The sequence below is a fragment of the Frankia sp. Cppng1_Ct_nod genome (assembly GCF_920656135.1).
In the GTDB taxonomy this organism is placed as follows: Bacteria; Actinomycetota; Actinomycetes; order Frankiales; family Frankiaceae; genus Protofrankia; species Protofrankia meridionalis.
On sequence record NZ_CAKKTK010000062.1, the window covers coordinates 1 to 22,629 of the forward strand.

Here is a 22,629-nt window from a genome sequence, read left to right on the forward strand (position 1 = left end):
GGGCTGCTCGGACGGCTCCAGCGGCGGGCCGACGCAGCGTCCGAGCCTACGGCCGGCGACCCCGATCCCCGGTGTGAGCGACGGGGTGTTCTCCCTCGGCGTCGCCAGCGGTGACCCACTGCCCGACGGGGTGATCCTGTGGACGCGACTGGTGACACCGTCCTCCGGTGGGACGACGTTGCCCGACCGGGACATCCCGGTCGACTGGCAGATCGCGACCGACGAGCGCTTCACCGACATCGTGCAGGCGGGAACGCAGACGGCCACATCGGTGCTGGCGCATTCCGTGCACGTCGACGTCCGCGGACTGAAACCGGGCCGGCCGTACTTCTACCGGTTCCGTGCCGGGACGGTGCTGAGCCCGGTCGGGCGGACCCGTACCGCGCCGGCCACGTCGGCGGCGGCGGCCGGTCTGAGCTTCGCGCTGGTGAGCTGCCAGGACTTCCAGAACGGCTACTGGCCGGCGTACAACGCGATCGCCGCCGACGACCTCGACCTGGTCGTCCACGTCGGCGACTACATCTACGAGTACGACCCGAAAAGCAGGTTCCCCGACCGCCGCCACACCACCCCGGCCACACCCGGTCTCGACCAGTTGCAGACCCTCGACGACTACCGGGCGCGGTACGCCCAGTACAAGTCCGACCCGGCGCTGGCGGCCGCCCACGCGGCCTCGGCGTGGGTGGTCACCTGGGACGATCATGAGACCGAGAACAACTACGCTGGCCTCACCGACGAGTCCGGCGACACCGGCGACAAGCACCAGGATCCGCCCGCCTTCGCCCGCCAGCGGGCGAACGCCTACCAGGCGTACTACGAGCACATGCCCATCCGGGTCAGCTACACCCCGGGTTCGCCCGATCTGCGGCTCTACCGCCGGTTCGCCTTCGGTGACCTGCTCACCCTCAACGTGATGGACACCCGGCAGTATCGGACTCCGCAACCGGGTCGCGTCCCCCAGGACATCGGCCCGGCGTCGCTCGGGGACTCCAACACCACGGGGACGATGGCCGGCTCCGAGCAGGAGAAGTGGCTGATCGACGGCCTGAACGCGTCGCGAACCCGGTGGAATGTCATCGCCCAGCAGACGATGATGGCCCAGCTGCACGCCCAGGCCGTCCCGGGCCGCGGACCGGTGCTCGCGAACCTCGACCAGAACGACGGCTACGTACCGTACCGGACCCGGCTACTGTCAGCCGTCCGGGACACCGGAGTACGCAACCCGGTGATCCTGGCCGGCGACATCCACTGCGCCTGGGTCAACGACCTGCGGGTCGACTTCAACAGGCCGGAAACGCCGGTGATCGGCACCGAATTTGTATGCACATCCATCAGTTCCGGGTTCTTCCTGGTCAACGAGGACTTCGTCCGGGAGAACAACCGGCTGCTCAACCCGCATGTGCGGTATTTCCGCGGGGACAAACGCGGCTACACCCGCGTTCGGGTCTCGCCGGGGGAGTGGCGGGCCGACCAGCGGATCGCCGAGACCATCGACCGCCGGGACGCACCGGTCACCACCGATGCAACCTGGGTGATCGAGGACGGGCGGCCCGGCGCCCAGCAGGCGTGACCGCCCTTACCCGCCTATCCGGCCACTCGCCTACCCGGCTATCCGGCTATCCGGCCCTTATCCGGCTGGAGCGAGGAAACGCAGTGCACCCGGTCGCAGGACGATCTCGGTGGGCAGGTCCGCGATCGGGTCGCCGTCGGCATAGAGCTGGAACGGGCGGTCGGCATCCACCCGGATCCTGCGCGCCCGCAGCACCTCGACGTGTGGGGAGTCCACGTGCTTTCCGGAGAACACCTTCGGGAAGGTCGACAGAAACGTGGTCTTCCCGCACTGTGCGAGCAGCACGACGTCCAGCAGACCGTCGTCGATTGATGCCGCGGGCGCGAGGCGCATCCCACCGCCATAGCAGGCCGAGTTGGCCACCGCCACCGTCCAGCCGACGATTTCACGCGGGGCGCCGTCGTCGATCTCCACGGTGAACCGGGCCGGTTTCCACGCGGCTGCCGCGCGCAGCGCCGCGTAGGTGTAGACCTGCTGACCGCGGACGAACCGGGTCCGATTGGCGATCACCTGGACGTCCGAGTCGAAGCCGACACTGGCGATGCCGAGGTAGGCACGGCCGCCCGCCTCGGCAAGATCGATACGGCGTTCGGAGCTGCTGGCCAGCGCGGTCGCGGCGATCACCGGCTGCCTGGCGGCGCCCATCGCGCGCAGAAAGTCGTTGCCACGGCCACCGGGCAGTACGGCGAGCAGCCCGCCGAGGCGTGCCACGGTTTCGGCGACCCGCCCGGCAAGACCGTCCCCGCCGAGCGCGACCGCCACCCGCCCGTCCGCGACGGCATCCGCGGCCAGGTCGGACGCGTGGTCGATATCCCGGGTCAGCTCGATCCGCACGTCGGATGCCCAGCGACGCAGAGCCGCGGCGACGTCAGGCAGCGCGCGGGCACCCCGGCCACCGCCGGCGTGCGGGTTGACGATGAGCAACAGTCGCCGGCGGTCCACATCCGCGGGGAGTGGCACGGATGTCAGCGGCTCAGTGGTCATGACGTCAGCTCTCCTCGCGTCCACGGCGGTGGCGAGAGCCGAGCCTATGAGACCCGTCCGAGCTGGGAACTGTCGGCACCGAACAGAAGGCATCCGGCGACCGCCTCGGCGCTGCGCAGGTCCTGGACGACGAGATGCTCCAGCAGCAGGGTGGCCGCGTTCGCGGGCCACAGCACCACCCACAGCCACACCCCGCAGGCTTCACCGACGAACGCCGCCCGGTCAGGAGGGCAGACCACCGGCCAGAGGGCGGTCGGGTGCCCGGCCGCTTCGATCTTCTCCTCGGATCTGCCGCTGATGCGTTCTGGATCCATCCCGGGCAGGCCGGCAAGCCGCGCGCCGAGCCCGATGCCGGGTTCCTCGGCGACGATGACGAGTTCGGCCGGTCCGCCGAGCGGGGACGGCCCGCAGGCGGCGAACGCGGTCGCCTTCGGCCCGGTGCGGTCGTCACCGGCCCAGGCGACTCCACTGGCGAACCAGTGCACCGGCATCGGCCAGGGGACCCATACCGGTGTGGTGGCCTCGTGTGCGAGAAAAAGCAGCACCTGTTCGCGGGAGGACCCCGCAATCCGGTAGGGCGCTACATCACCGTGTTCGTCGCAGCGCCACTGGTTGCTCCACAGGTCGGGTGGCCGCACCGTTCGCATACACCGGGGACAGGCAGGAGGCGCCGTCACCGGTCCGCTCCCCGGCGATGCGCACCACTCGCTGACAGATTCACCAGTTCATGGACTTCCCGTTGACTGCTTTCGTCAAACCCGTTCGGCGTCCGGCTGCCGATGTGTTCCCCTGTTCGGTGCTATGAAGCCTGCGCGGTTGGGTATTGCGCGACCGGGGGCAACTCGGGTGTCGGCGTTCGGCGTTCGGCGTTCGGCGTTCGGCGTTCGGCGTTCGGCGTTCGGCGTGCGACCTTGTACGGCCCCGTACGGCCTTGCGCGACCTCGTACGACCTTGTGCCGTTCAACGTCCCGCCGTTCGATGTCCCGCGTGGCGTCACCCGTGCCCGCGTCTTGTGCATGAAGGTGGAGATGTGGCAGCCATGAGCAAGGTCGAGCCGTTCTGGGTGGCCGGCCGTCCGGCAACGGGTCCGACATCGGTCGAGGTGCATCACCCGTGGGACGGTCGTCTGATCGCCACCGTCGCGCAGCCGGACCCGGCACAGGTGGACGCGGGGGTGGCTGCGGCAGCGGTGGCAGCGGACGCCCTGTCGGCCCTGCCTGCGCACGCTCGGGCCGCCGCGCTCACCCATGTCTCCCAGCGGATCGCCCAGCGTGGTGAGGAGATCGCGGCGCTCATCACCGCCGAGAGTGGCAAGCCACTGACCTGGGCGCGGGCCGAGGTCGCGCGGGCGACCTCGACGTTCCGCTGGGGCGCGGAGGAGGCCCGGCGCTGGTCGGGACAACTGCAGCGGCTCGACACCGACCCGGCGGGGGCGGGGCACGTCGCCGTGGTCCGGCGTTTCCCCCGCGGCCCGGTACTGGGGATCACGCCGTTCAACTTTCCGCTGAACCTGGTTGCCCACAAGGTCGCGCCCGCGTTGGCGGTCGGCACGCCAATCATCATCAAACCGGCGCCGAAGACACCGCTGTCGTCCCTGCTGCTCGGTGAACTGCTCGCCGAAACCGACCTGCCCGAAGGCTCATGGTCGGTCCTGACCGTGCCGAACGAGTCCATGCCCGACCTGGTCGCGGACCCCCGGCTGCCGGTCGTGTCGTTCACCGGCTCCGAGGCGGTCGGCTGGGCGATCAGGGACGCGGTGCCGCGTAAGCACGTCGTCCTCGAACTGGGCGGTAACGCGGCGGCGCTGGTGGCCGCTGACTGGTCCTCGGCCGAGGACCTTCGCTGGGCGGCACAGCGGATCGCGACCTTCTCGAACTACCAGGCAGGCCAGTCGTGCATCGCGGTCCAGCGGGTGTATGCCGACCGCACCGTGTACGACGAGTTGCTGGCCGAGGTCGCGGCCGCGGTTGAGCGGTTGCACACCGGGGACCCCGCCGACGAGGCGACCGAGGTCGGGCCGTTGATCGACCTGGCGGCGGCGGAACGGGTCGAGCGATGGATCGGCGAGGCGGTGGACGCGGGCGCGACCGTTGTGGTCGGTGGCAAGCGGGACGGGACGACGATCGCGCCGACCGTACTACGGGATGTTCCCCCGGACGCGCGTGTGGTGCGGGAGGAGGTTTTCGGACCGGTGCTCGTCGTCGAACCGGTCGACGGACTCGATGACGGCCTTGCCCGGATCAACGACAGTGCCCACGGGCTGCAGGCCGGGGTCTTCACCCGCAATGTACAGGTCGCGTTCCGCGCGCACCGGGAGCTCGAGGTCGGCGGTGTGATCGTCGGGGATGTCCCGTCATACCGGGCCGACCAGATGCCCTACGGCGGCACGAAGGCGTCCGGGGTGGGCCGAGAGGGCGTGCGCGCGGCCATGGAGGACCTCACCGCCGAACGTGTTCTCGTCCTCACCGGCGTCGACCTGTAACCGGCGTCGATCGGTTGCCGGCGTCGATCGGTTGCCGGCGTGGGGGACGTCAGAACTGATGCTTGCGGAAGTCCCAACTTGTGATCTTAGTGGGGGTGATCCGCAGCCAGCCGTGTCGTCCGTCATGGATCATTTCGTTGCGGCCGGAGTACTTGCGGGCGAACAGCAGCTCCGGCTCGGCGAGATCCGGGTCGGGCGTGCCTGTGCGGGGGATGTCCCCGGCCGGCTCGGCCGTCCCCTTGATCTCCACTCCTCGAAGCTCCTGGAACTGCTCACCGGCGTCCACAACGATGGCCACCCGGGGATCGCGGATGACGTCGGTCCAGCGCTGGCTGCGGACAATGGAGTTCAGCCACAGCGACGTGCCGTCCCAGACGAACCACAGCGCGGCAACGTGCGGACCATCATGACTCAGAGTCGCGACCCGGCAGGTCCGTTCCCCCGAGAGAAAGGCGTCCACCTCGGCGGAGGTCATCGCGATCGCCCGGCCACGGCGCTGCTCCTGAGTCGGCACGCAGGCACGCTCCTTCTGCTAACTTCGCTAATCATATCCAGGATGTGTGATCTGGGTCATCGTGGCGCAAGGAGGCGGCCGGGTGCCAGTGGATGCCGAGCGTTGCGGACGGGTCCTCATCGTCACGATGCGCCGGGAGGCCAAGCGCAACGCCATCGACCGGGAGATGGCCCTCGGCATCGACGCCGCCCTCAACGAACTCGATGACGATCCCGACCTGTGGGCCGGGGTGATCACCGGTACCGCCGCGGTGTTCTCCGCCGGTACCGACCTCTCCGGCGGCCAGGACGCGGTGACCGAACGTGGCGGCGAGTACGGGATCATCCGGCGGAACCGGACCACGCCGTTGATCGCCGCTGTCGAGGGCTGGGCGTTGGGCGGCGGTTTCGAGATCGCGTTGGCCTGCGATCTGATCGTCGCGGCGCGTACGGCCCGGTTCGGGCTTCCGGAGGTTCAGCGCGGGTTGGTCGCGTCCAGCGGGGCGCTGTTTCGGGCACCCCGTGCACTGCCGCCGAACGTCGCCAAGGAGCTGCTGCTCACCGGAGGACCGCTGGACCCCGAGCGGGCGTACCTGCTCGGGGTCGTCAACCTGGTGACCGAACCGGGTGAGGCGCTCGCGGAGGCGGTCCGTCTCGCCGAAACAATCTGCGCGAACGGGCCGGTCGCCGTCCGGGCGAGCCTCGCCGCGATCAACCGCCTGGTTGCGGCCGACGACGACGAGGGCTGGCAGGCGACCGCCGAGGCGGTCGACACGATCCTCGCCTCCGAGGACCGCCAGGAAGGCATCAACGCGTTCTTCGAGAAGCGCGCCCCCCGCTGGGCGGGACGGTAGTCAGATGTGGCGTCCGCCGGCGATCTCCAGGACCGTCCCGGTGATGTAGCTGGACAGCTCGCTGGCCAGGAACAGCGCGGCCCCGGCGACCTCCGACGGCTCGCCGGCCCGGCCCATGGGGATCTCGGCGAGCTTCGACTCCCAGGCGTGCTGGGGCATGGCCTCGGTCATGGCGGTGCGGATCAGACCGGGCTGGATGGCGTTGACCCGCACCCCGCCGCGGGCGAGTTCCTTCGCCGCCGCCTTGGTGAGCCCGACGATGCCGGCCTTGGCCGCGCTGTAGTTGGTCTGGCCGAAGTTGCCGACCTTCCCGGAGATCGACGACATGTTGATGATCGAGCCGCCGCCCTGTTCCTTCATGACCAGGCCGGCAGCCTTCGTGCCGAGCCACGCGCCGTAGAGGTGGATGTCGACGACGAGCCGGAAGTCGTCCGCGGACATCTTCTTCATGCTGGCGTCGCGGGTGATGCCAGCGTTGTTGACCATCACGTCGATCCGCCCGTACTCCCGCTGGCAGGCCTCGACGAGCTGCGCGACGTCGTCCTCCTTGGTGACGTCCGTGCGGACGGCGATCGCCGGCCCGAGTTCCTTCGCTGCCTCCGTGGCCTTGTCGACGTTGATGTCGGCCAGCACCACCCTGGCGCCCTGGGCGACGAAGAGCTGGGCGATGGCGAGCCCCAGGCCCTGTGCGCCGCCGGTGATGACAGCGGCCTTTCCCTCGAGCAGTCCCACGGGTGCTCCTTTTCCCACGCGTCCCCATGCGCCGGCGGCGCGCATCCCGTCGGTCTGGCCGCCGGGCAGGGAATCCTATCAATAGTAATACCGTTTCTACCCCCTGCCGGGCTACCGATGATCCACGTGACTTTGTTGATATGAACGCTTTTCGGCCGGATTCACGTACCTATAGACAAAGTCCCGTCGATCATCGTCGTCGGTTGGCGGGCCGATGCCGATCGAGCGGCTTCACTTCGGTGTCACCGTGTCACCGTGTCACCTCGACGGCACCGAAGCCGTGGGTGGTCTGAGCGCCGATCCCGGCGATCGCCGCGAACCGCATCAGCGCACCGAACAACTCGGCGGTGCCCGCGGACGCCGTCTTCAGCAGGCGCAGCTCGGCCTCGCCGACGAACCCGACCTGCCGGATCTGCTCGGTGACCGGCACCTGCCTGCTCGAGCCCGACACGGCGTCCAGGAAAACCGCGCCGACCAGCTCCCTCGCGGCGTCGTCGCCGACCGCGAGGACGGCCGGGGCGTGGGCGTTCCACCGGGCGAGCAGTGAACGCACGATCAGTACCGGTTCGGGTAGCGGGAGGTCCCGGCCGTTGCGGGAGAAGAACGTGGGGGTGAGCATCCGGAGCCGGACCCGCCGGGCCGCTCCGACCGATGCCAGCCGCGCGAACGGCCACGGGTCCACGTCGAACCCCATGACCTGTTGCGCGCAGGGCCCGAAGCGGACCGCCCGCGGTGGCCAGGTCTGCGGCAGGTCCCCGTCGCCGAGCCATCCCAGCCGCCAGATCGCCATCGATGGGGAGCCGGGGGAGCCGGTCGAGCTGTGTAGTTCGGCCGGGGTGACGACCGGCCCGACCGCGAACGGCTTTGTCTCCGCGTGATGGTCGGAGTCGGCGGTTTCGAACAGTTGCGCGGCGGCACCCAGCAGCTGGCGCGGTAACGGCGGACGCGGCGGTGTGGCGAACTTCAACACCAGCGAAGCCGGCATCGCACCCTCCAGACCGGATCAGCAATCGCGGCGCCCAGAGTAGCCGTGCGTGCCTCAGGTCCCCTGCGGGGGGAGGCCGGACTCCATCCCGTCCCCGCTCCTGCTGATGGATAGGCGAGATCGACCGTTCCTGGTCGACGTATCCTTACGAGGGAGGAGACGGTCGTGCACTTCACTCGGATCACTGTGGACCCGGCGCAGATGGGCGGCGTGCCATACCTGCGGGGGCTGCGCATACCGGTCGCCACCGTCGTCGGCATGCTCGCTGACGGTATGACCGTCGATGAGGTCGTCAATGAGCTGCCGGACCTCGACAGCGAAGACGTCTGGGAGTCCTTGCGGTTCGCCGCCGAAGCCGTGCGGGAACGGCAGCTTCCCCTGATCATACCAGCGTGAGGTTTCTCCTCGACAACAATCTTTCGCAGAGTATCGCGCGTGGCCTTCATGAATCCGGAAACGATGTTGTGCATGTACGTGACGTAGGCCTTGGTGCCGCCGACGATGAGATGGCGGACGTCGACCGGCGGAACAACTTCACCTTCTGCTCGCCAACCTGGACCAGCTTGCCGATGCGCTTGATGCTGGAAACATGGTCGTGTTGACCGAACGCCTGGTCCGGATCCGCGACCTTCCGCTGATTCCCTGACCCTCTCTCACCGCCCGGACACTGGCTGTTCGGGCTTTTGCGTGCTGTAACAGTTGGCGTTTCTATGCCCTGATGATCGGGCTGGGGTTAGCGAGCTCGTGGAGACGCGGTCGTTCGACGGCCGGTACTAGGTTTCTATGCCCTGATGATCGGGCTGGGGTTAGCGAGGGGTCTCGAACGCTTCCACGAACGGTGACCAGATCAGTGCGACGTTTCTATGCCCTGATGATCGGGCTGGGGTTAGCGAGCGTCGCGCCGGGGACGCGGGTCATCGCGGCCTTCGAGTTTCTATGCCCTGATGATCGGGCTGGGGTTAGCGAGAGACGGTCTGCGAGGACGCCGGCCTCGGGTACATGTTTCTATGCCCTGATGATCGGGCTGGGGTTAGCGAGCGCTTGTTCCTCGCGTCCTTGTCCCTTTGACTTGCACGTTTCTATGCCCTGATGATCGGGGTGGGGTTAGCGAGGGCACCCCCTGTGGCGTGCCCTGTGAGCTGCGACGATGGTACCCGGTTGCGGGGACCTGCTGTCGAGGATCTTGATGGAGATCGACATCCGGTCGGCAAGATAGATCAATATATATCTTGACCTGCACAAATGGACTCGTCGGGGATCATGGTGAAAAGTGGGGTTCGGTGCGAACTCTGTACTGATCATGTTCATGCTTGTTTGATACACTGCGGCCAATTTTGCGGCGATCATCGGACGATCCAGTAGTCGGAGCGTTCCTCGACGGTGCGGGCGCCGATGATGTGACGTTCGCTGAAGGTCGCCTCGGTGGTCGGGTAGATCCGTATCTGGTCCTCGAGGGTGTCGATGCGGTCCCGTAGCTCCGCCTTCAGCTTCCGCAGCTCGTCGGTGGAACGGACCTCGCATTCGAACACCGACAGCTGCACCCTCGGGCCGTAGCCCGACAGCAGCATCGCGACGTCCTCCCGGCGGTGGTCGCTGACGATGTCGTAACAGATCAGGATGATCATCTGGGTCGTACCTCCGCACCGGTCACTTCCACCGCAGCGCAACGTAGGGCTCGCCCGGGTCGAGCAGGGCTCGGGCCAGCGCCTTGGCCTGCAACGACAGGGCCACCCGGTAGGAGACACGCCGTCCGGAGGGCTGGTGGGTGGTGAGCGTCAGCATCCGGCGTTCGTAGGCGGCGATGAAGGCGTGGCGAGCGTCGGCGGCCATTCGGCAGCCCTGGTTCGGGTCGTTCTCGAACTGCTCCGGGCGGATCTGCTCCGAGCTGATCGCCCGCCACATCGCCACGTCCACGGTGACCGGGCGGAACTCCTCCATCAGGTCGAGGGCCAGGGCTGGCCGTCCCCACCGGTGCTGGTGCAGGAAGCCGACCATCGGGTCGAGCCCGGCGGCCTCGGCGGCAGCGATCGCCTCGTGGGTGAGGATCGTGTACCCGTAGGAGAGCATCGCGTTGACCGGGTCCGGTGGTGGGCGGCGCTGGCGGCCTTCGAAGCCCCAGACCGGGTCGAGCATGCGGCGCAGCGTCTGGAAATATTCCCGGGACGAGGCCCCTTCGATACCCAGGATTTCGTCGAGACTGGCGCATGTCGGTAATCGACCGGCGAGTTCACGCATCAACTCGCCGGCCACGAACGCGTCGGCGTCGTCCTCCCGGCGGGCGGAACGCAACACCGCGACCCGTAGATTGCCGACCTTCCCCTCGACAAAGGCGGCGGCGAGGGTGCGGCTGCGCTGTTCGTCGTCCGCGGCCTTGTACTGGGCACGGCGAACCTGCGGATCGGACGTGACGGGCGTTGTCAGCCGGGCACCGAGCCCACGGCGGTAGGCGAAGCTCCACGGCAGCAGCAGCGGGTCGATCACCGGGTCCAGTACGCGCAGCAGCGCCCGCTCGACGATTCTGTCCACCAGGTAAGGCACACCCAACACGCGGACACCGCCGGACGGCTTCGGTAGCTCCACCCGCCGCACCGGGGATGCCTGCCATTCGCCGTCCGCGAGTGCCTTCCCGAGCGTGTCGAGGCGACGGGCCGCATCGACCTCGAAAGAGTCCACCTCGGCGTCGGGTCGGCCGTCGGCGAGGGCGGCGTCGCGGACCTCCGCCCAGGCGTCCAGCAGCGCCTGCGAGGTGAACGCCCGCGCGTACAGCATGCCCATGCGACGCCCTCCCGTCCCCGAATGATGCGTACGGTAGCCGATATGCCGGGGGTTTCGGTCATGTCGCATGGTGTGGGGACGAGAGTGCTTCGTGCCGCGCCAGGGCGGCGTTGGACTACAATCAAGCCGACATGATCGTGATCGGTACAGGGTTGTCGTTGAAGCCCCGTTTTCGGCATGATCCCCGATGGGCGCGTTTGCGCAGGTCCAAGCATATGTTGATCTATATCGAGGGCAAGTTGTCGATCTTTAGCAAGATCTTTGATGTCGGGTCCTCGCAACCGGGTACCATCGTCGCAGCTCAGGGAGGGTCCCGAAGGGGGTGCCCTTGCTAACCCCAGCCCGATCATGAGGGCATAGAAACTTGATCCAGAGCGGGCCAACCTCCTCCAGCATGTTGCTTGCTAACCCCAGCCCGATCATGAGGGCATAGAAACTGAGCAGGGCGTTCAGCTCATCGATGAAGGCCTTCCTTGCTAACCCCAGCCCGATCATGAGGGCATAGAAACGCAATATGCGCCATCCTCATAGAGCGTAAAGCCGTGCTTGCTAACCCCAGCCCGATCATGAGGGCATAGAAACTGCCCCAGAAGAGCCGCAGGAGCATGTGCTTGAGCTTGCTAACCCCAGCCCGATCATGAGGGCATAGAAACAGGTCGAGCGGGCAGTACGACACGCCGGTCTTCGATCCCTTGCTAACCCCAGCCCGATCATGAGGGCATAGAAACTCCGACACGGCGAGGACGTACTGCTGGATAGCCTTCTTGCTAACCCCAGCCCGATCATGAGGGCATAGAAACATCGCCCGAGTCCCGTACCACACCTTCGAGTACGGCTTGCTAACCCCAGCCCGATCATGAGGGCATAGAAACGCCTCTTCGTCCAGCTTCACCCACCACTTCGGCGCCTTGCTAACCCCAGCCCGATCATGAGGGCATAGAAACCGTCCAGCAGTTCCTGCACGGAGTCCTTGAGGCCGACTTGCTAACCCCAGCCCGATCATGAGGGCATAGAAACAGACTACAGTTGTTGTTCCGATGTTGCGATGCCGCTTGCTAACCCCAGCTCGATCATGAGGGCATAGAAACATGCAGGTCGAACCGTTTAAAGCGGGACGAACTTCTTGCTAACTGCCGTGGGAAGCCGGGAAACGACCAACCTGTGGTGCCTTCGGCTACCCGCGGGCGCGGCACTCGGCATGGTCGCCCTGATCTCGCTGGACGACACCTGGGCGCATCCGGACACCTGGACATGGCCGGTCGTCGCGTCCGTCGTGGTGCTCGCGGTTGCCGGTGGTTATCTGACGCTGGAGGCGCAGGGGCACGGGGTTCCCGGCGGACGGATCCTCGCCGGCCGGGTGCTGGCCGTGGCCGGTCTCGGTCTCGCGCACGCGGTCGGGGTGGCGGCACTGGTTCTCGCCGCGGTCGTGCCGGCGGTGACACCGGACCTGGCGCACAAGCTGGCCGGGCCAGGCGCGGCCTCGCCCGCCGAACTGCTCATGCTTGCCGCGTCGGTGGGGCTCGCCGCGGGCGTCCTTCTCCAGATCCTGTGGGACGACCGTCCCGTCACCTATCCGCTCACCCATCTGCCGTGGAGAGGACGGGCCCGCTGATGACACCCTGGGTTCCGATAGGCGTGACCGTGACGACACCGATGTTCCTCGCCCCGGGCCCGAACGCCCGCTCGGAGCTGCGAATGCCGGCGATCCGGGGCGCGGCCCGCTTCTGGTTCCGTGCGCTCGCCGCGCCCGTCTTCGGCGCGGACTACTCCGCGCTCGCCCGTGCCGAGTCCGAGGTGTTCGGAGCCGCGGGCGGTCGGTACGACGAGCCGAACATCGGCCCGTCTCCGGTTGCACTGCGCCTGGTGACGCCGCCGACGATCGACCCACCTCCGTCGAAGGCCGAGCTTCGTTCGCCCCGCTGGCTGCGGCTGGCACCCACCACCTGCGAGCGCCACACCCACGGCATCGGCTATCTGCTCGGTCAGGGCCTGTTCCTGCCATCGTCACGCAACGACAACCGGGAACATCCCGAGCTGGTCCGACCTCATCACCTGCCCGCCGGCGCGACCGGGACCTTTGCTGTTCGGATCGGCGTGCGAGACAACCCGGCTTCTGCCGGTTACATCCGCGAGGTCGTGGGGATCTCCCTGTGGGCACTGGCCACCTTCGGTGGACTCGGCGCGCGGGTCCGGCGCGGATTCGGCGGGGTCGGTTTCGACGGCCTCGAACAGTTATGCGGCATGATCGGTGAAAGCGCGGAGCCGTCCCGTGACCATCCGGCCATCCTGCGCCTGCACGAGCTCGTCGCCGAACGGCACGGTCGCCCGCTCCCACACCGTGGCAGCCCCCGGACGCTCGGTACGAGCGTGGCGTGGCCGGCCGCACCGACCTGGGCGCGCTGGCACATCCGCCTGTCGCAACAGACCGGTTCGTGGCCGCAACTCCTCCACCATGCAGGATTCAAGCTGCGGGAGTTCCGCGCGCCTGTCGACCGCGGCCCGGAGTTCAGCGCGTTCAAGAGGTGGGTCACACAGGAATACATCGACGCCGTCGTCCCGACCCTGAAAGGGCATCACCCCGACAGTCGGGACTTCGAGATCGGCTCCTTCGGCCTGCCGGTCGTCTTCGGTAAGGACGCAGAAGTCAAACTCAGACATGGAAGCAAGAAGCTGCGGCGGGCGTCCCCGCTGTGGATCCGGGTCCACCAGGACCCGGATGGTCACCATCGGCTGCTCTACCACGTCTTCGAGGCGACGATAGGGCCGGCGGGCGCCACCCTCGATCTGGAGACCAGGCGACGTCCGCCCGAACCGCTGGATCTCGACGAGGCGACGGCCTACCGCACCATCGCAGAGTTCCTCGCGATTGCTCCCTGAGACCTGATGGGGTGACCGGGGTCGACCCTTCACGGCCTCCGCCACCGCTACTCATCTTGCCGAAGCGGCGGGATCATCTCGGCCGAACATGATCGGTACAGGGTCTTCCCGGAGTCCCTGTTTTCGGCAAGATCCTTGATGTCAGGTCCTCGCAACCGGGTACCATCGTCGCAGCTCAGCAAGGGTCCCGAAGGGGGTGCCCTTGTTAACCCCAGCCCGATCATCAGGGCATGGAAACGCCACGAAGACGGGGGTAATCCCTTACGCCCGTCGGTGGTGCGGCCTGTGCACTATGCGGGGAAGGTTCGGATCGGGCAGCGGGGGCCGGGTGCTTTCGCGAGGCGGGCGTCCAAGGTAACCAGCGGGGCGCCGAAGAGTTCCGCCAGGGCGACATAGGACGCGTCATAGCCGGTGAGAGCGCCGCGCAGCTCCCACGCGCGTTCGGCCAGCGGTGCATAGGGCCACAGCTCGATGGGCAGGGCGAGAAGGTCCGCATGGGCGAGCGTGGCCTGATCCCCGACCAGCGCGCCGGACAGGCCCTGGCGGCGCAGCACGTTGGACGCCTCGAACAGCGCGAGGTGCGGCGCGGCCAGGGACGCTCCCGCGACCTCGTCCGCCGCCCACGTCCCGGCCGGGCCGGAATCGGCGAGCAGGGCCACCAGCGCCGAACTGTCGATGACGACGAGCCGGCCGCTCTCCACGGTCACCGGCGTTCGGCGTCCCTGTCCGCCAGGATGACGTCAGCGTCGAGGTGACTGCCAGTGAGCCGCGCCCGGAGACGGGCCCGGGCGATGACGTCCTCCGAGGTGGGCCGGGACGCGAGCTCGGCGAGCTGGGTGAGTAGATACTCCTGCAACGAACGCCCCGACCGGGCCGCGCGGGCGGCGAGCTCGTCGCGGACGCCCTCCGGGACATTGCGGACCGTGATAGCGACAGCCATGCCTGCATTCTAGCGTCGGCGCCTGCATTCCAGCAGCGCCATGTGTCCGGCGTCCGGGTCCGGGTGGACCCGGACCCGGGCTGTAGGTGGTTTCCGTCGTTGGGGTGACGGTTTCTACCTACGGGCTGGTGGGCGCAGGCACAGGGCGTAGGTGGTTTCCGTCGTTGGGGTGACGGTTTCTACCTACGGGCTGGTGGGCGCAGGCACAGGGCGTAGGTGCGCTGCGCATGAGGTCCGCGAGGTCGTGGTCGTCGAGCGGGGTTTCCGGCTACCTGACCGATCCGACGGAGTCCCGCGCCATCAGGGCATCCCATCTATGTAGATCCCATCTACATAGATGGGATGCCACCGATGGTGGTTGGGGAATCTGGTTGGCTGGGCAGGTGTCACGACGGGTCCCGTGCGTTGGGGCGATCATTGTGGACGCGGCCGGCGCGCTGCTGCTCGTCCAGCGGGGGCATGAGCCTGGACGGGGCCTGTGGTCGGTGCCGGGCGGGCGGGTCGAGGCGGGGGAGAATGACACCGCAGCGCTCGTCCGGGAGGTCCGCGAGGAGACCGGCCTGGACGTGACCGTCGGCCGGCTGGTCGGGCGGGTGACACGTCCCGGCCTTGGCGGAGCGGTCTACGACATCGCAGACTACGCATGCGAGATTGTCGGTGGGGAACTACGGGCAGGGGACGACGCCGCCGGCGTCCGTTGGTGCGTCGATCTGCATGCCCTGCCCCTGACCGACGGCCTTCTGGACGCGCTCACGGCCTGGGGGATCATGACGTCCCGGAGCTGATCCGTGAGCCTCTGAGGCCGCGAGCCCCTGGAGCCGCGACAGACCGGCCCCGAGTGGCCCCGGCCCCGAGTGGCCCCGGCCCCGAGTGGCCCCGACCCCAAGTGACCCCGACCCCAAGTGACCCCGACCCCAACCCCCGCTGATCCAGCGGTTACGGGGGTGGGGTCGGGGCTGGGAATCGGTTCAGGATCCGTTGGGGACCGGACGTCCGGGCTGCTCGCCGCCGCGGGCCTCCCCGTAGGAGCGCTTGGGCACCATCACCTTGCGGCGGTAGATGCAGACGAGGGTGCCGTCCTGGTTGTAACCGCGAGTCTCGACCTGGACGATGCCCCGGTCGTCCTTGCTCTTCGACTCGACCTTGCCGAGCACCTCGGACTCACCGTAGATCGTGTCGCCGTGGAACACCGGCTTCACGTGCTTGAGGGACTCGACCTCGAGGTTGGCGATCGCCTTGCCGGAGACGTCCGCCACGGACATGCCGAGCAGCAGCGAATAGACATAGTTGCCGACCACGACGTTCCGCTTGAACTGGGTGGTCTGCTCGGCGTAGTTCGAGTCCAGGTGCAGCGGGTGGTGGTTCATGGTCAGCAGGCAGAACAGATGGTCGTCGTACTCGGTGACCGTCTTGCCCGGCCAGTGCTTGTAGACGGCGCCGACCTCGAACTCCTCGTAATAACGGCCGAACTGCATGATGTCGTTCTCCTCGTTGCAGCGTGAACTCCGCCCTGGACTCCGCCCTGGACGGCGCCCTGGACTCCGCCCTGGACGGCGCTCTTCCAGGCAGACCCGTGGCCGATCCTTCCAGGTCGGCCGGGGATCCGCCGGATTTGCGAGCAGTCCGGCGATCATCCGCGAAAAATGATCATCCTTGTGGTGCGTGGAATGTCGTCCCGCGCTGCCTCGGGCCGCTCCCCGCGCGGCCCCGGATCGTGCCAGAGCGGCGGCTGTCAGTCAGGATGGACGCGACAGCGGTCCGGTCCATCGGGCGGGTGAGCCGTCCTGGATGTTGAGGAGTTGGCGATGAAGCTGGGCGTGCATGTGGTCCGGTTCAACTGGCCGGGCGGTTCGGAGGCGATCGCGCCGGTCCTGGGACGAGCCGCCCGGATGGCCGACGACGCGGGCGTCGGCCATCTCAGTGTGATGGACCACTACTTCCAGATGGAGGCGATGTTCCCTGCGGACGAACCCATGCTGGAGGGCTACACGACTCTCGGGTTCCTCGCCGCCCACACGTCCAGGCTGCGCCTCGGCCTGCTGGTCACCGGCGTGACCTACCGTCATCCTGGGCTGCTGGCGAAGATCGTCACGACGCTGGACGTGCTGTCCGGCGGACGGGCCGAGCTCGGGATAGGCGCCGCCTGGTACGAACGCGAGCACCACGGTCTCGGCGTGCCGTTCGTCCCGCTCGCCGAAAGATTCGAGCGGCTGGAGGAGACGCTGCGGATCTGCCGGCAGATGTGGAGCGACGACAACGGTCCCTTCGAAGGCCGGCACTACCAGTTGGCCGAGACGCTGTGCGTCCCCGCGCCGATCAGCCGTCCCCGACTGCCGATCATGATCGGGGGCAGCGGGGAGAAGAAGACACTTCGCCTGGTCGCGACCTACGGCGACGCCTGCAACCTGTTCGCCGTGTCGGTCGACGTGGTGGCGCACAAACTCGACGTGTTGAAGGCGCACTGCGACGAGGTCGGCCGCGACCACACGGAGATCACCAAGACGATCCTGTACAGCGGTGATGCGTTGACGCGGGGCGACACGGGCGCCTTTCTGGCGGACGTCGAACAGTATGCGCGCATCGGCGTGGACACGGTCATCATCATGCCGCCCGGCGGCGAGCCGGTGGACGCCTGGATCGAGCGGGCCTGTGTCCCGGTGGTCAAGGACGTCGCGGACCTCGGCCCCGCCACCTGATCCGCTCTCGGAAGCTACCGGCCGCCGGTATCCAGACGCAGTCCGGCACGATCCGGATCACGCAGGTCGGTACCGGCGGCCAGCCACCGCTGTTGGAGTTCGGTGGCACCGTGCACCCGTTTGAACGCGGATTCGTTGGGCGTCATCGGTAACACCGGCAGGAAACGCACCGGCGTCGGGCCGGCCAGCGGCAGGTCCGGTAGGAGCCCGCCGGGTTCGGCGACAAGGACAGCGGTGAAGCGGGCGCCGTCCCACAGCGGTTCACCGAGGTCGAGGCCGGCTCCGGCAACGACGGGGACACCCTCGACTGCGGGTATCGCGGCCAGCAGGGCGAGACGGCGGGCCACACTGTCACGGTGGTCCTTCAGGGACAGGACGAGTTCGGCGCGGGGTCCGGCCGGGTCCAGGACCGGGGACGCCGGATCGCTCATCGGCGCCCGGGACATCCCGAGGGTGGCGTAGCGGACGACCCCGTCGCCGGCGGGGCCGAAGCGCAGCACCTCGATCGGTTCGGCGCCGAGAAAAGTGATCTCCGCGCGGCCCATCTCCGGCCCGAATTCCCGGACCAGGTGCGCTTCCACCCGTTTGAGCACGTCCGTGCCATCCACGGGAGCGACCCTACGTGGATTCCGTTGAATCCGGGGTGGCTCGGTCGTTGGATGCCGGTCGTTGGATGCCGGTCGTTGGACGTGGGGCGCCATCCGTCACGATGGCGTTGAGAGTGACGTTCACGATATCAACGACCCAGCTGATCCTGAGTGATGTACCCGGCCAAAGGCGGCACGATCATGGTTTTTCGTGCGTCGCCTTCGGCCCCAAGCGATCTAGAGGCGGAGGACATCATGGCGCAGGTGCTGAGCAAGGGCGCGAATGCACCGCTGTCCACGACCGACGTGCGGGTGGAGATCAATTCTTCGACTCCGCTGGACATCGCGGCCCTTCTGGTGACGGCGAGTGGCAAGGTTCGTTCGGACGCCGACTTCGTGTTCTTCAACCAGCCCACGGGTCCGGGCGTGCGTCTCGTCCCGCCGTCCTCGCTTGAGTTCGCGTTGGCGCAGGTGCCGAGTGATATCGACAAGGTCGTCATCACCGGAAGTCTGGACGGGTCCGGTCCGCCGACGTTCGCGGCGGTCCGGGGTCTGCAGGTCGTTGTCAGGGACCTGCGGGATGGGGATCTCGCCCGTTTCGACCCGACCGGGTTGACCGTTGAGACCGCGTTGGTGCTCGTCGAGTTGTACCGGCGCCAAGGGGCCTGGAAGGTACGTGCCGTCGGCCAGGGGTATGCCTCCGGGCTCGCCGGCATCGCCACCGACTTCGGGATCACGGTGGACGATCCGGGTCCGGCCGGTCCCGGACCAACCGCTCCAAGGTTGGACGATGCCCCCACGGAGCTCTATTCCCCACCGGCATCCGCATCCGCACCGGCGCATTGGGGACCGCCTTCCGGTCAGCCCGCGCAGCCCTGGAGTCCACCGCAGCATCAGCAGCCGCAACAACAGCCCTGGGGTCCGCCGCAGCCGCAGCCCGGCGGGCAGCAGCCGTATCCGCCGCAGCCCGGCGGGCAGCAGCCGTATCCGCCGCAGCCGGGCGGGCAGCAGCCGTACTGGGGCGCACCGCCCGGACAGCAGCAGGCGCCACCGCCCCAACAGGGTGGTTGGGGAGCCGGACAACCCCAGGGTCAGCAGGGCTGGGGCGCTCCGCCGCTCCCACCGCCCGCGGGCGCTCCAACCGTGAACCTCGACAAGGGACGGGTCTCGCTGCGCAAGGGCCAGAGCGTCTCGCTGGTCAAGACCGGCGCTCCGCCGCTGACCCGGGTCCGGATGGCCCTCGGCTGGGACCCGGCCCACCGCGGGCGCCAGATCGATCTGGACGCCTCCTGCATCCTTTTCGACAACCGGGGCAAGGACGTGGACAAGGTGTGGTTCATGTCCAAGAAGGGTGCCCGCGGAGCGGTCCGCCATTCAGGTGACAACCTCACCGGTTCCGGCGAGGGCGACGACGAGACCATCTTCGTCGATCTGGCGGCGCTCCCACCGAATATCGAAGCGCTTGTTTTCACGGTGAACAGCTATCAGGGCCAGCGTTTCACCGAGGTCCGCAACGCCTTCTGTCGGCTGATCGACGATTTCACCGGTGCCGAGCTCGTCCGCTTCGATCTGTCCGAGTCGAAGCCGCAGACCGGGCTTGTCATGTGCAAGGTGTCGCGTCAACCGGGCGGGCCGTACTGGAGCATGACCGCCATCGGTGAGTTCCACGACGGCAAGACCGTACGCGCGATGGTCGGCCCGTCCAGGCAGTACCTCTGAGAACCGGGCGGTACCTGTAGGAATGACGGTACCCGTGGGAACGATGTGAGTTGGGCCGTGGCCGGGGAGATTGCCCCGGCCACGGCCCAACTGATATCTGTCAATCGGATGCCTGTCGACCAGTGTCAGTGGACAGGCCGGAGTGTGTCCGCAGCCGACCATTGCTTATTGCAGTTTGTAGTCCTTGAGCAGGGCGCGGCTGATGATGCGTTTCTGTACCTCGGAGGTGCCCTCGCCGATAAGCATGAACGGCGCCTCGCGGAAAAGCCGTTCGATCTCGTACTCCTTCGAGTAGCCGTAACCGCCGTGGATGCGGAACGCCTCGGTGGTCACCTCGTAGCAGTACTCGCTGGCGAGGTACTTGGCCATGCCGGCCTCGACGTCGTTACGCTGCCCGCTGTCCTTCTTGCGGGCCGCGTTCACCATCATCAGGTGGCCGGCCTCGACCTTGGTCGCCATCTCGGCCAGTTTGAAGGCGATCGCCTGGTGGTCGACGATCTGCTTGCCGAAGGTCCGGCGCTGCTGGGCGTAGGCAATCGCCAGCTCAAATGCTCGGATCATGATGCCGCAGGCGCGGGCCGCGACGTTGACCCGGCCGACTTCCACACCATCCATCATCTGGTAGAAGCCCTTACCGCGGCCTTCCTCTCCGCCGAGGATCGACGAGGCTGGGACCCGGTGGTTGTCGAGTACCATCTCGGTGGTCTCGACGCCCTTGTAACCGAGCTTGTCGATTTTCCCGGGGATTGTGATCCCGCCGTGGGTGCCGAACCCGGGTTCTTTTTCCAGTAGGAAGGTCGTCATGTTCCGGTAAACGGATTCGGCGCCCTCGTCGGTCTTGACGAGAGTGGCGACGATCCCGGCGCGGGCACCGTTCGTCAGCCACATCTTCTGGCCGTTGATGAGGTAGTCGTCGCCGTCCTGGGTCGCCCGGGTGGTGATGGCGGACACGTCCGAACCGCAGCCGGGCTCGCTCAGGGAGAAAGCACCGCGAACCTCGCCGGTTGCCATCTTCGGCAGCAGTCGCTGTTTCTGTTCCGGTGTGCCGTGCTGCAGTACGAGGTAGGCGACGATGAAGTGTGTGTTGATGACGCCGGAAACGCTCATCCAGCCGCGGGCTATCTCCTCGACCACCAGGGCATAGGTGAGCAGTGATTCGCCGAGGCCGCCGTACTCCTCGGGAATGGTGATCCCGAACAGCCCCATCTCCTTCATTGCTTCGACGATAGCCTCGGGGAACTCGTCCTTGTGTTCCAGCTCCGTGGCGTACGGCAGAATCTCCTTGTCGACGAACGTGCGCACGGCCGACAGAATGTCGGCCTGAACATCGGTCAGACCGTCGGTCTGCGCGATCCTGCCCATCGTTTCCGCTTCCCTTCTCGGCTATTACACCACGGCCATCGCATACCAATGACAGCCATCGCATACCAGCCGTCCTGTACTTATGAGCAGTATCGCGGTATTCGAGGTCAGGCGCGAGCGGAGTCAGAGATCATGGTGTCGGCCGGGGCTGGAGTCCCGGGGCCATGTCAGCCGGTCAGGAGGTCGGTGGCTCGAACGTCCCGCCCTGCCGGAGGCCGGCGGAGATCCATCGCCTACCATAATCACAATGCAATACCAACAGATGGTAAAAAACAACATATAGCGGACGGCGATGCGCTTCGCGACGCTAGGGTGACCGCAAGGGGGTTCACCGCATACAGATGCTGCTGCATCGGCTTCTCCCCCGGAGGTGTTGTGCTCTTGTCCCGCGCGACCGACCATGAACCGCTTATCCGGTCGCGACACCTGCCCATGACCGTCGTGTTGGCATGCGCGGCGTCCCTCATCCTGGTCGCCGGCTGCCGGACGGCAGACGTGGCCGCAACGCCAGCCGCATCCAGCCCCCCCGTCCCGGTAGATGCCGCCGCGAAGACGGGCACGACCATGGCGTCGTCCGCCGCTGGAAACCCACTGGCCGGGATGCACTTCTATGACGATCCCGGGACCCAGGCGGATCTGGCCGCCGACCAGTTGCGCTCCAGTAGTCCCGCGAACGCGGCCCTGCTCGACAAGATCGCGCGAATCCCGCAGGCAACCTGGTTCGGTGACTGGACCCCGACCGCTCAGGTCCGCGGCGCGGTGGCCGCCCAGGTGGCCCATGCACAGACCGCCGGCACGATCGCGACCCTGGCGATCTACCACATCCCCGGCCGTGACTGCGGCAGTTATTCCGCTGGCGGTGCGAACTCGCCGGCGGACTACCGCGCGTGGATCTCGGAAGTCGCAGCCGGTGTCGGTTCCGGCCCGGCCGTCGTCGTCCTCGAGCCGGATGCGATCGCCGGCGCGGACTGCCTGTCAGCCGCTGACCAGCAGACCCGCTACACGCTGATCCGTGAGGCGGGCGGGTTGCTGACCCAGCATGGTGCCACCGTCTACATCGACGCCGGGAATCCGAACTGGCAGAGTGCCGCCGAGATTGCCCGACGCCTGAAGCTGGCAGGCGTAGCCGGTGTGCGCGGCTTCGCGTTGAACACAGCGAGCTTCGCGCGAACCACCGATGCGCTGTCCTATGGTGATCAGGTCGTCACCGAGCTTGGAGGCGGCGGCCACTTCGTCGTCGACACCAGCCGTAACGGGCTCGGATCGGCCTCGGGTAACCAGTGGTGCAATCCGCCGGGTCGGGCGCTGGGTGCGCAACCGACCACGGCCACCGGCGATGCGCACGCGGATGCGTTCCTGTGGGTCAAGGGTCCCGGCGAGTCGGACGGCCCATGCAACGGTGGCCCTCCGGCCGGCCAGTTCTGGACCGACTACGCCCTCGGTCTCGCCCAGCGCGCCGGGTTCTAGAACCCGCAGGCCTGGAAACCCGCAGGAGGAGGCCTTCGGTGGCACCGCCCGGTGCCACCAGGGCAGTGCCTCGGGGCGGTGACACCGCTGCCGGAGGTAGCCTCGCG

The 22,629-nt window shown here is 67.5% G+C and carries 23 protein-coding genes and 2 CRISPR repeat arrays; of the genes, 11 read left to right on the forward strand and 12 right to left on the reverse strand.

Translation table 11 applies throughout. From position 1 onward, the window contains the following. On the forward strand, positions 1-1,570 hold a 1,570-nt coding region (locus NBW77_RS16450; protein WP_250279965.1), incomplete at its 5' end, for an alkaline phosphatase D family protein. A gap of 57 nt (positions 1,571-1,627) precedes the next feature. Here the strand turns inward: NBW77_RS16450 and NBW77_RS16455 are convergent. Together NBW77_RS16455 and NBW77_RS16460 are read right to left on the reverse strand one after the other, a co-directional pair. Next, positions 1,628-2,554 (reverse strand): diacylglycerol/lipid kinase family protein, encoded by a 927-nt coding sequence (locus NBW77_RS16455; RefSeq protein ID WP_250279967.1) that lies wholly within the window; start codon positions 2,552-2,554, stop codon positions 1,628-1,630. Positions 2,555-2,598: 44 nt separating this feature from the next. Further along, complete coding sequence (locus NBW77_RS16460; protein WP_131745448.1) at positions 2,599-3,231, reverse strand: DUF6758 family protein; 633 nt, start codon at positions 3,229-3,231, stop codon at positions 2,599-2,601. A gap of 362 nt (positions 3,232-3,593) precedes the next feature. Between NBW77_RS16460 and NBW77_RS16465 the strand changes: the two genes are divergently transcribed. Beyond that, entirely contained in the window at positions 3,594-5,036 is a 1,443-nt protein-coding gene (locus tag NBW77_RS16465) for an aldehyde dehydrogenase family protein (RefSeq protein ID WP_131745474.1), read from the forward strand. Positions 5,037-5,085: 49 nt separating this feature from the next. Here NBW77_RS16465 and NBW77_RS16470 read toward each other — a convergent pair whose 3' ends face one another. Further along, entirely contained in the window at positions 5,086-5,511 is a 426-nt protein-coding gene (locus NBW77_RS16470) for a pyridoxamine 5'-phosphate oxidase family protein (protein ID WP_131745475.1), read from the reverse strand. Between the two features lie 121 nt (positions 5,512-5,632). Here NBW77_RS16470 and NBW77_RS16475 point away from each other — a divergent pair, with 121 nt between their 5' ends. Continuing rightward, entirely contained in the window at positions 5,633-6,382 is a 750-nt protein-coding gene (locus NBW77_RS16475; protein WP_284346941.1) for an enoyl-CoA hydratase-related protein, read from the forward strand. Here the strand turns inward: NBW77_RS16475 and fabG are convergent, their stop codons facing one another. Together fabG and cas6 are read right to left on the reverse strand one after the other, a co-directional pair. Continuing rightward, positions 6,383-7,114, reverse strand: coding sequence for a 3-oxoacyl-ACP reductase FabG (gene fabG / locus NBW77_RS16480; RefSeq protein ID WP_207386838.1), 732 nt, complete (start codon positions 7,112-7,114; stop codon positions 6,383-6,385). It abuts the gene before it with no gap. Between the two features lie 250 nt (positions 7,115-7,364). Continuing rightward, a complete protein-coding gene (gene cas6 / locus NBW77_RS16485) occupies positions 7,365-8,099 on the reverse strand; it encodes a CRISPR system precrRNA processing endoribonuclease RAMP protein Cas6 (RefSeq protein WP_250279970.1) in 735 nt (244 codons plus the stop codon). 165 nt (positions 8,100-8,264) lie between these two features. Between cas6 and NBW77_RS16490 the strand changes: the two genes are divergently transcribed. Then, on the forward strand, positions 8,265-8,495 hold the full coding sequence (locus NBW77_RS16490) for a DUF433 domain-containing protein (protein ID WP_131745451.1): 231 nt from the start codon (positions 8,265-8,267) through the stop codon (positions 8,493-8,495). Continuing rightward, complete coding sequence (locus tag NBW77_RS16495) at positions 8,492-8,701, forward strand: DUF5615 family PIN-like protein (RefSeq protein WP_242605585.1); 210 nt, start codon at positions 8,492-8,494, stop codon at positions 8,699-8,701. Before NBW77_RS16490 ends, NBW77_RS16495 begins: the two co-directional genes overlap by 4 nt. A gap of 102 nt (positions 8,702-8,803) precedes the next feature. Next, positions 8,804-9,211: direct repeats of the CRISPR family, unit length 37 nt; unit sequence GTTTCTATGCCCTGATGATCGGGCTGGGGTTAGCGAG. 231 nt (positions 9,212-9,442) lie between these two features. Here NBW77_RS16495 and cas2 read toward each other — a convergent pair. After that, positions 9,443-9,724: a CRISPR-associated endonuclease Cas2 gene (cas2, locus tag NBW77_RS16500; RefSeq protein WP_131745452.1), complete on the reverse strand. Its 282-nt coding sequence runs from the start codon at positions 9,722-9,724 to the stop codon at positions 9,443-9,445. A 22-nt stretch (positions 9,725-9,746) separates the two neighbouring features. Continuing rightward, on the reverse strand, positions 9,747-10,874 hold the full coding sequence (gene cas1 / locus NBW77_RS16505; RefSeq protein ID WP_131745453.1) for a CRISPR-associated endonuclease Cas1: 1,128 nt from the start codon (positions 10,872-10,874) through the stop codon (positions 9,747-9,749). 327 nt (positions 10,875-11,201) lie between these two features. Beyond that, positions 11,202-11,962: a CRISPR direct-repeat array (repeat unit 37 nt; unit sequence CTTGCTAACCCCAGCCCGATCATGAGGGCATAGAAAC). A gap of 35 nt (positions 11,963-11,997) precedes the next feature. On the opposite strand from cas1, the gene NBW77_RS16510 reads away from it, so the two are divergent. After that, positions 11,998-12,486: a hypothetical protein gene (locus tag NBW77_RS16510; protein ID WP_131745454.1), complete on the forward strand. Its 489-nt coding sequence runs from the start codon at positions 11,998-12,000 to the stop codon at positions 12,484-12,486. Beyond that, positions 12,486-13,751, forward strand: coding sequence for a hypothetical protein (locus tag NBW77_RS16515; RefSeq protein WP_131745455.1), 1,266 nt, complete (start codon positions 12,486-12,488; stop codon positions 13,749-13,751). The genes NBW77_RS16510 and NBW77_RS16515 overlap by 1 nt, the downstream gene beginning before the upstream one ends. A 290-nt stretch (positions 13,752-14,041) precedes the next feature. Here the strand turns inward: NBW77_RS16515 and NBW77_RS16520 are convergent, their stop codons facing one another. Further along, positions 14,042-14,458 (reverse strand): type II toxin-antitoxin system VapC family toxin, encoded by a 417-nt coding sequence (locus NBW77_RS16520; protein WP_207386839.1) that lies wholly within the window; start codon positions 14,456-14,458, stop codon positions 14,042-14,044. After that, positions 14,455-14,691, reverse strand: a complete 237-nt coding sequence (locus NBW77_RS16525) for a FitA-like ribbon-helix-helix domain-containing protein (protein ID WP_131745456.1) — start codon at positions 14,689-14,691, stop codon at positions 14,455-14,457. The genes NBW77_RS16520 and NBW77_RS16525 overlap by 4 nt, the downstream gene beginning before the upstream one ends. A gap of 383 nt (positions 14,692-15,074) precedes the next feature. Between NBW77_RS16525 and NBW77_RS16530 the strand changes: the two genes are divergently transcribed. Then, a complete protein-coding gene (locus NBW77_RS16530; RefSeq protein ID WP_250279972.1) occupies positions 15,075-15,476 on the forward strand; it encodes an NUDIX hydrolase in 402 nt (133 codons plus the stop codon). A gap of 183 nt (positions 15,477-15,659) precedes the next feature. On the opposite strand, the gene NBW77_RS16535 is transcribed toward NBW77_RS16530, so the two are convergent. Continuing rightward, positions 15,660-16,166, reverse strand: coding sequence for a MaoC family dehydratase (locus tag NBW77_RS16535; RefSeq protein ID WP_250279973.1), 507 nt, complete (start codon positions 16,164-16,166; stop codon positions 15,660-15,662). A 330-nt stretch (positions 16,167-16,496) separates the two neighbouring features. Here NBW77_RS16535 and NBW77_RS16540 point away from each other — a divergent pair, with 330 nt between their 5' ends. Further along, a complete protein-coding gene (locus NBW77_RS16540; RefSeq protein ID WP_131745478.1) occupies positions 16,497-17,387 on the forward strand; it encodes an LLM class F420-dependent oxidoreductase in 891 nt (296 codons plus the stop codon). A 14-nt stretch (positions 17,388-17,401) separates the two neighbouring features. On the opposite strand, the gene NBW77_RS16545 is transcribed toward NBW77_RS16540, so the two are convergent. Beyond that, positions 17,402-17,995, reverse strand: coding sequence for a suppressor of fused domain protein (locus NBW77_RS16545; protein WP_250279974.1), 594 nt, complete (start codon positions 17,993-17,995; stop codon positions 17,402-17,404). A gap of 234 nt (positions 17,996-18,229) precedes the next feature. Between NBW77_RS16545 and NBW77_RS16550 the strand changes: the two genes are divergently transcribed. Beyond that, positions 18,230-19,693 (forward strand): TerD family protein, encoded by a 1,464-nt coding sequence (locus NBW77_RS16550; protein ID WP_250279975.1) that lies wholly within the window; start codon positions 18,230-18,232, stop codon positions 19,691-19,693. A 165-nt stretch (positions 19,694-19,858) separates the two neighbouring features. Here NBW77_RS16550 and NBW77_RS16555 read toward each other — a convergent pair whose 3' ends face one another. After that, positions 19,859-21,055 (reverse strand): acyl-CoA dehydrogenase family protein, encoded by a 1,197-nt coding sequence (locus NBW77_RS16555; protein ID WP_131745479.1) that lies wholly within the window; start codon positions 21,053-21,055, stop codon positions 19,859-19,861. Positions 21,056-21,487: 432 nt separating this feature from the next. Between NBW77_RS16555 and NBW77_RS16560 the strand changes: the two genes are divergently transcribed. Then, the gene (locus NBW77_RS16560) at positions 21,488-22,522 is read left to right on the forward strand and encodes a glycoside hydrolase family 6 protein (RefSeq protein ID WP_131745480.1); all 1,035 of its coding nucleotides are present in this window, start codon (positions 21,488-21,490) and stop codon (positions 22,520-22,522) included. Positions 22,523-22,629 lie beyond the last annotated feature (107 nt).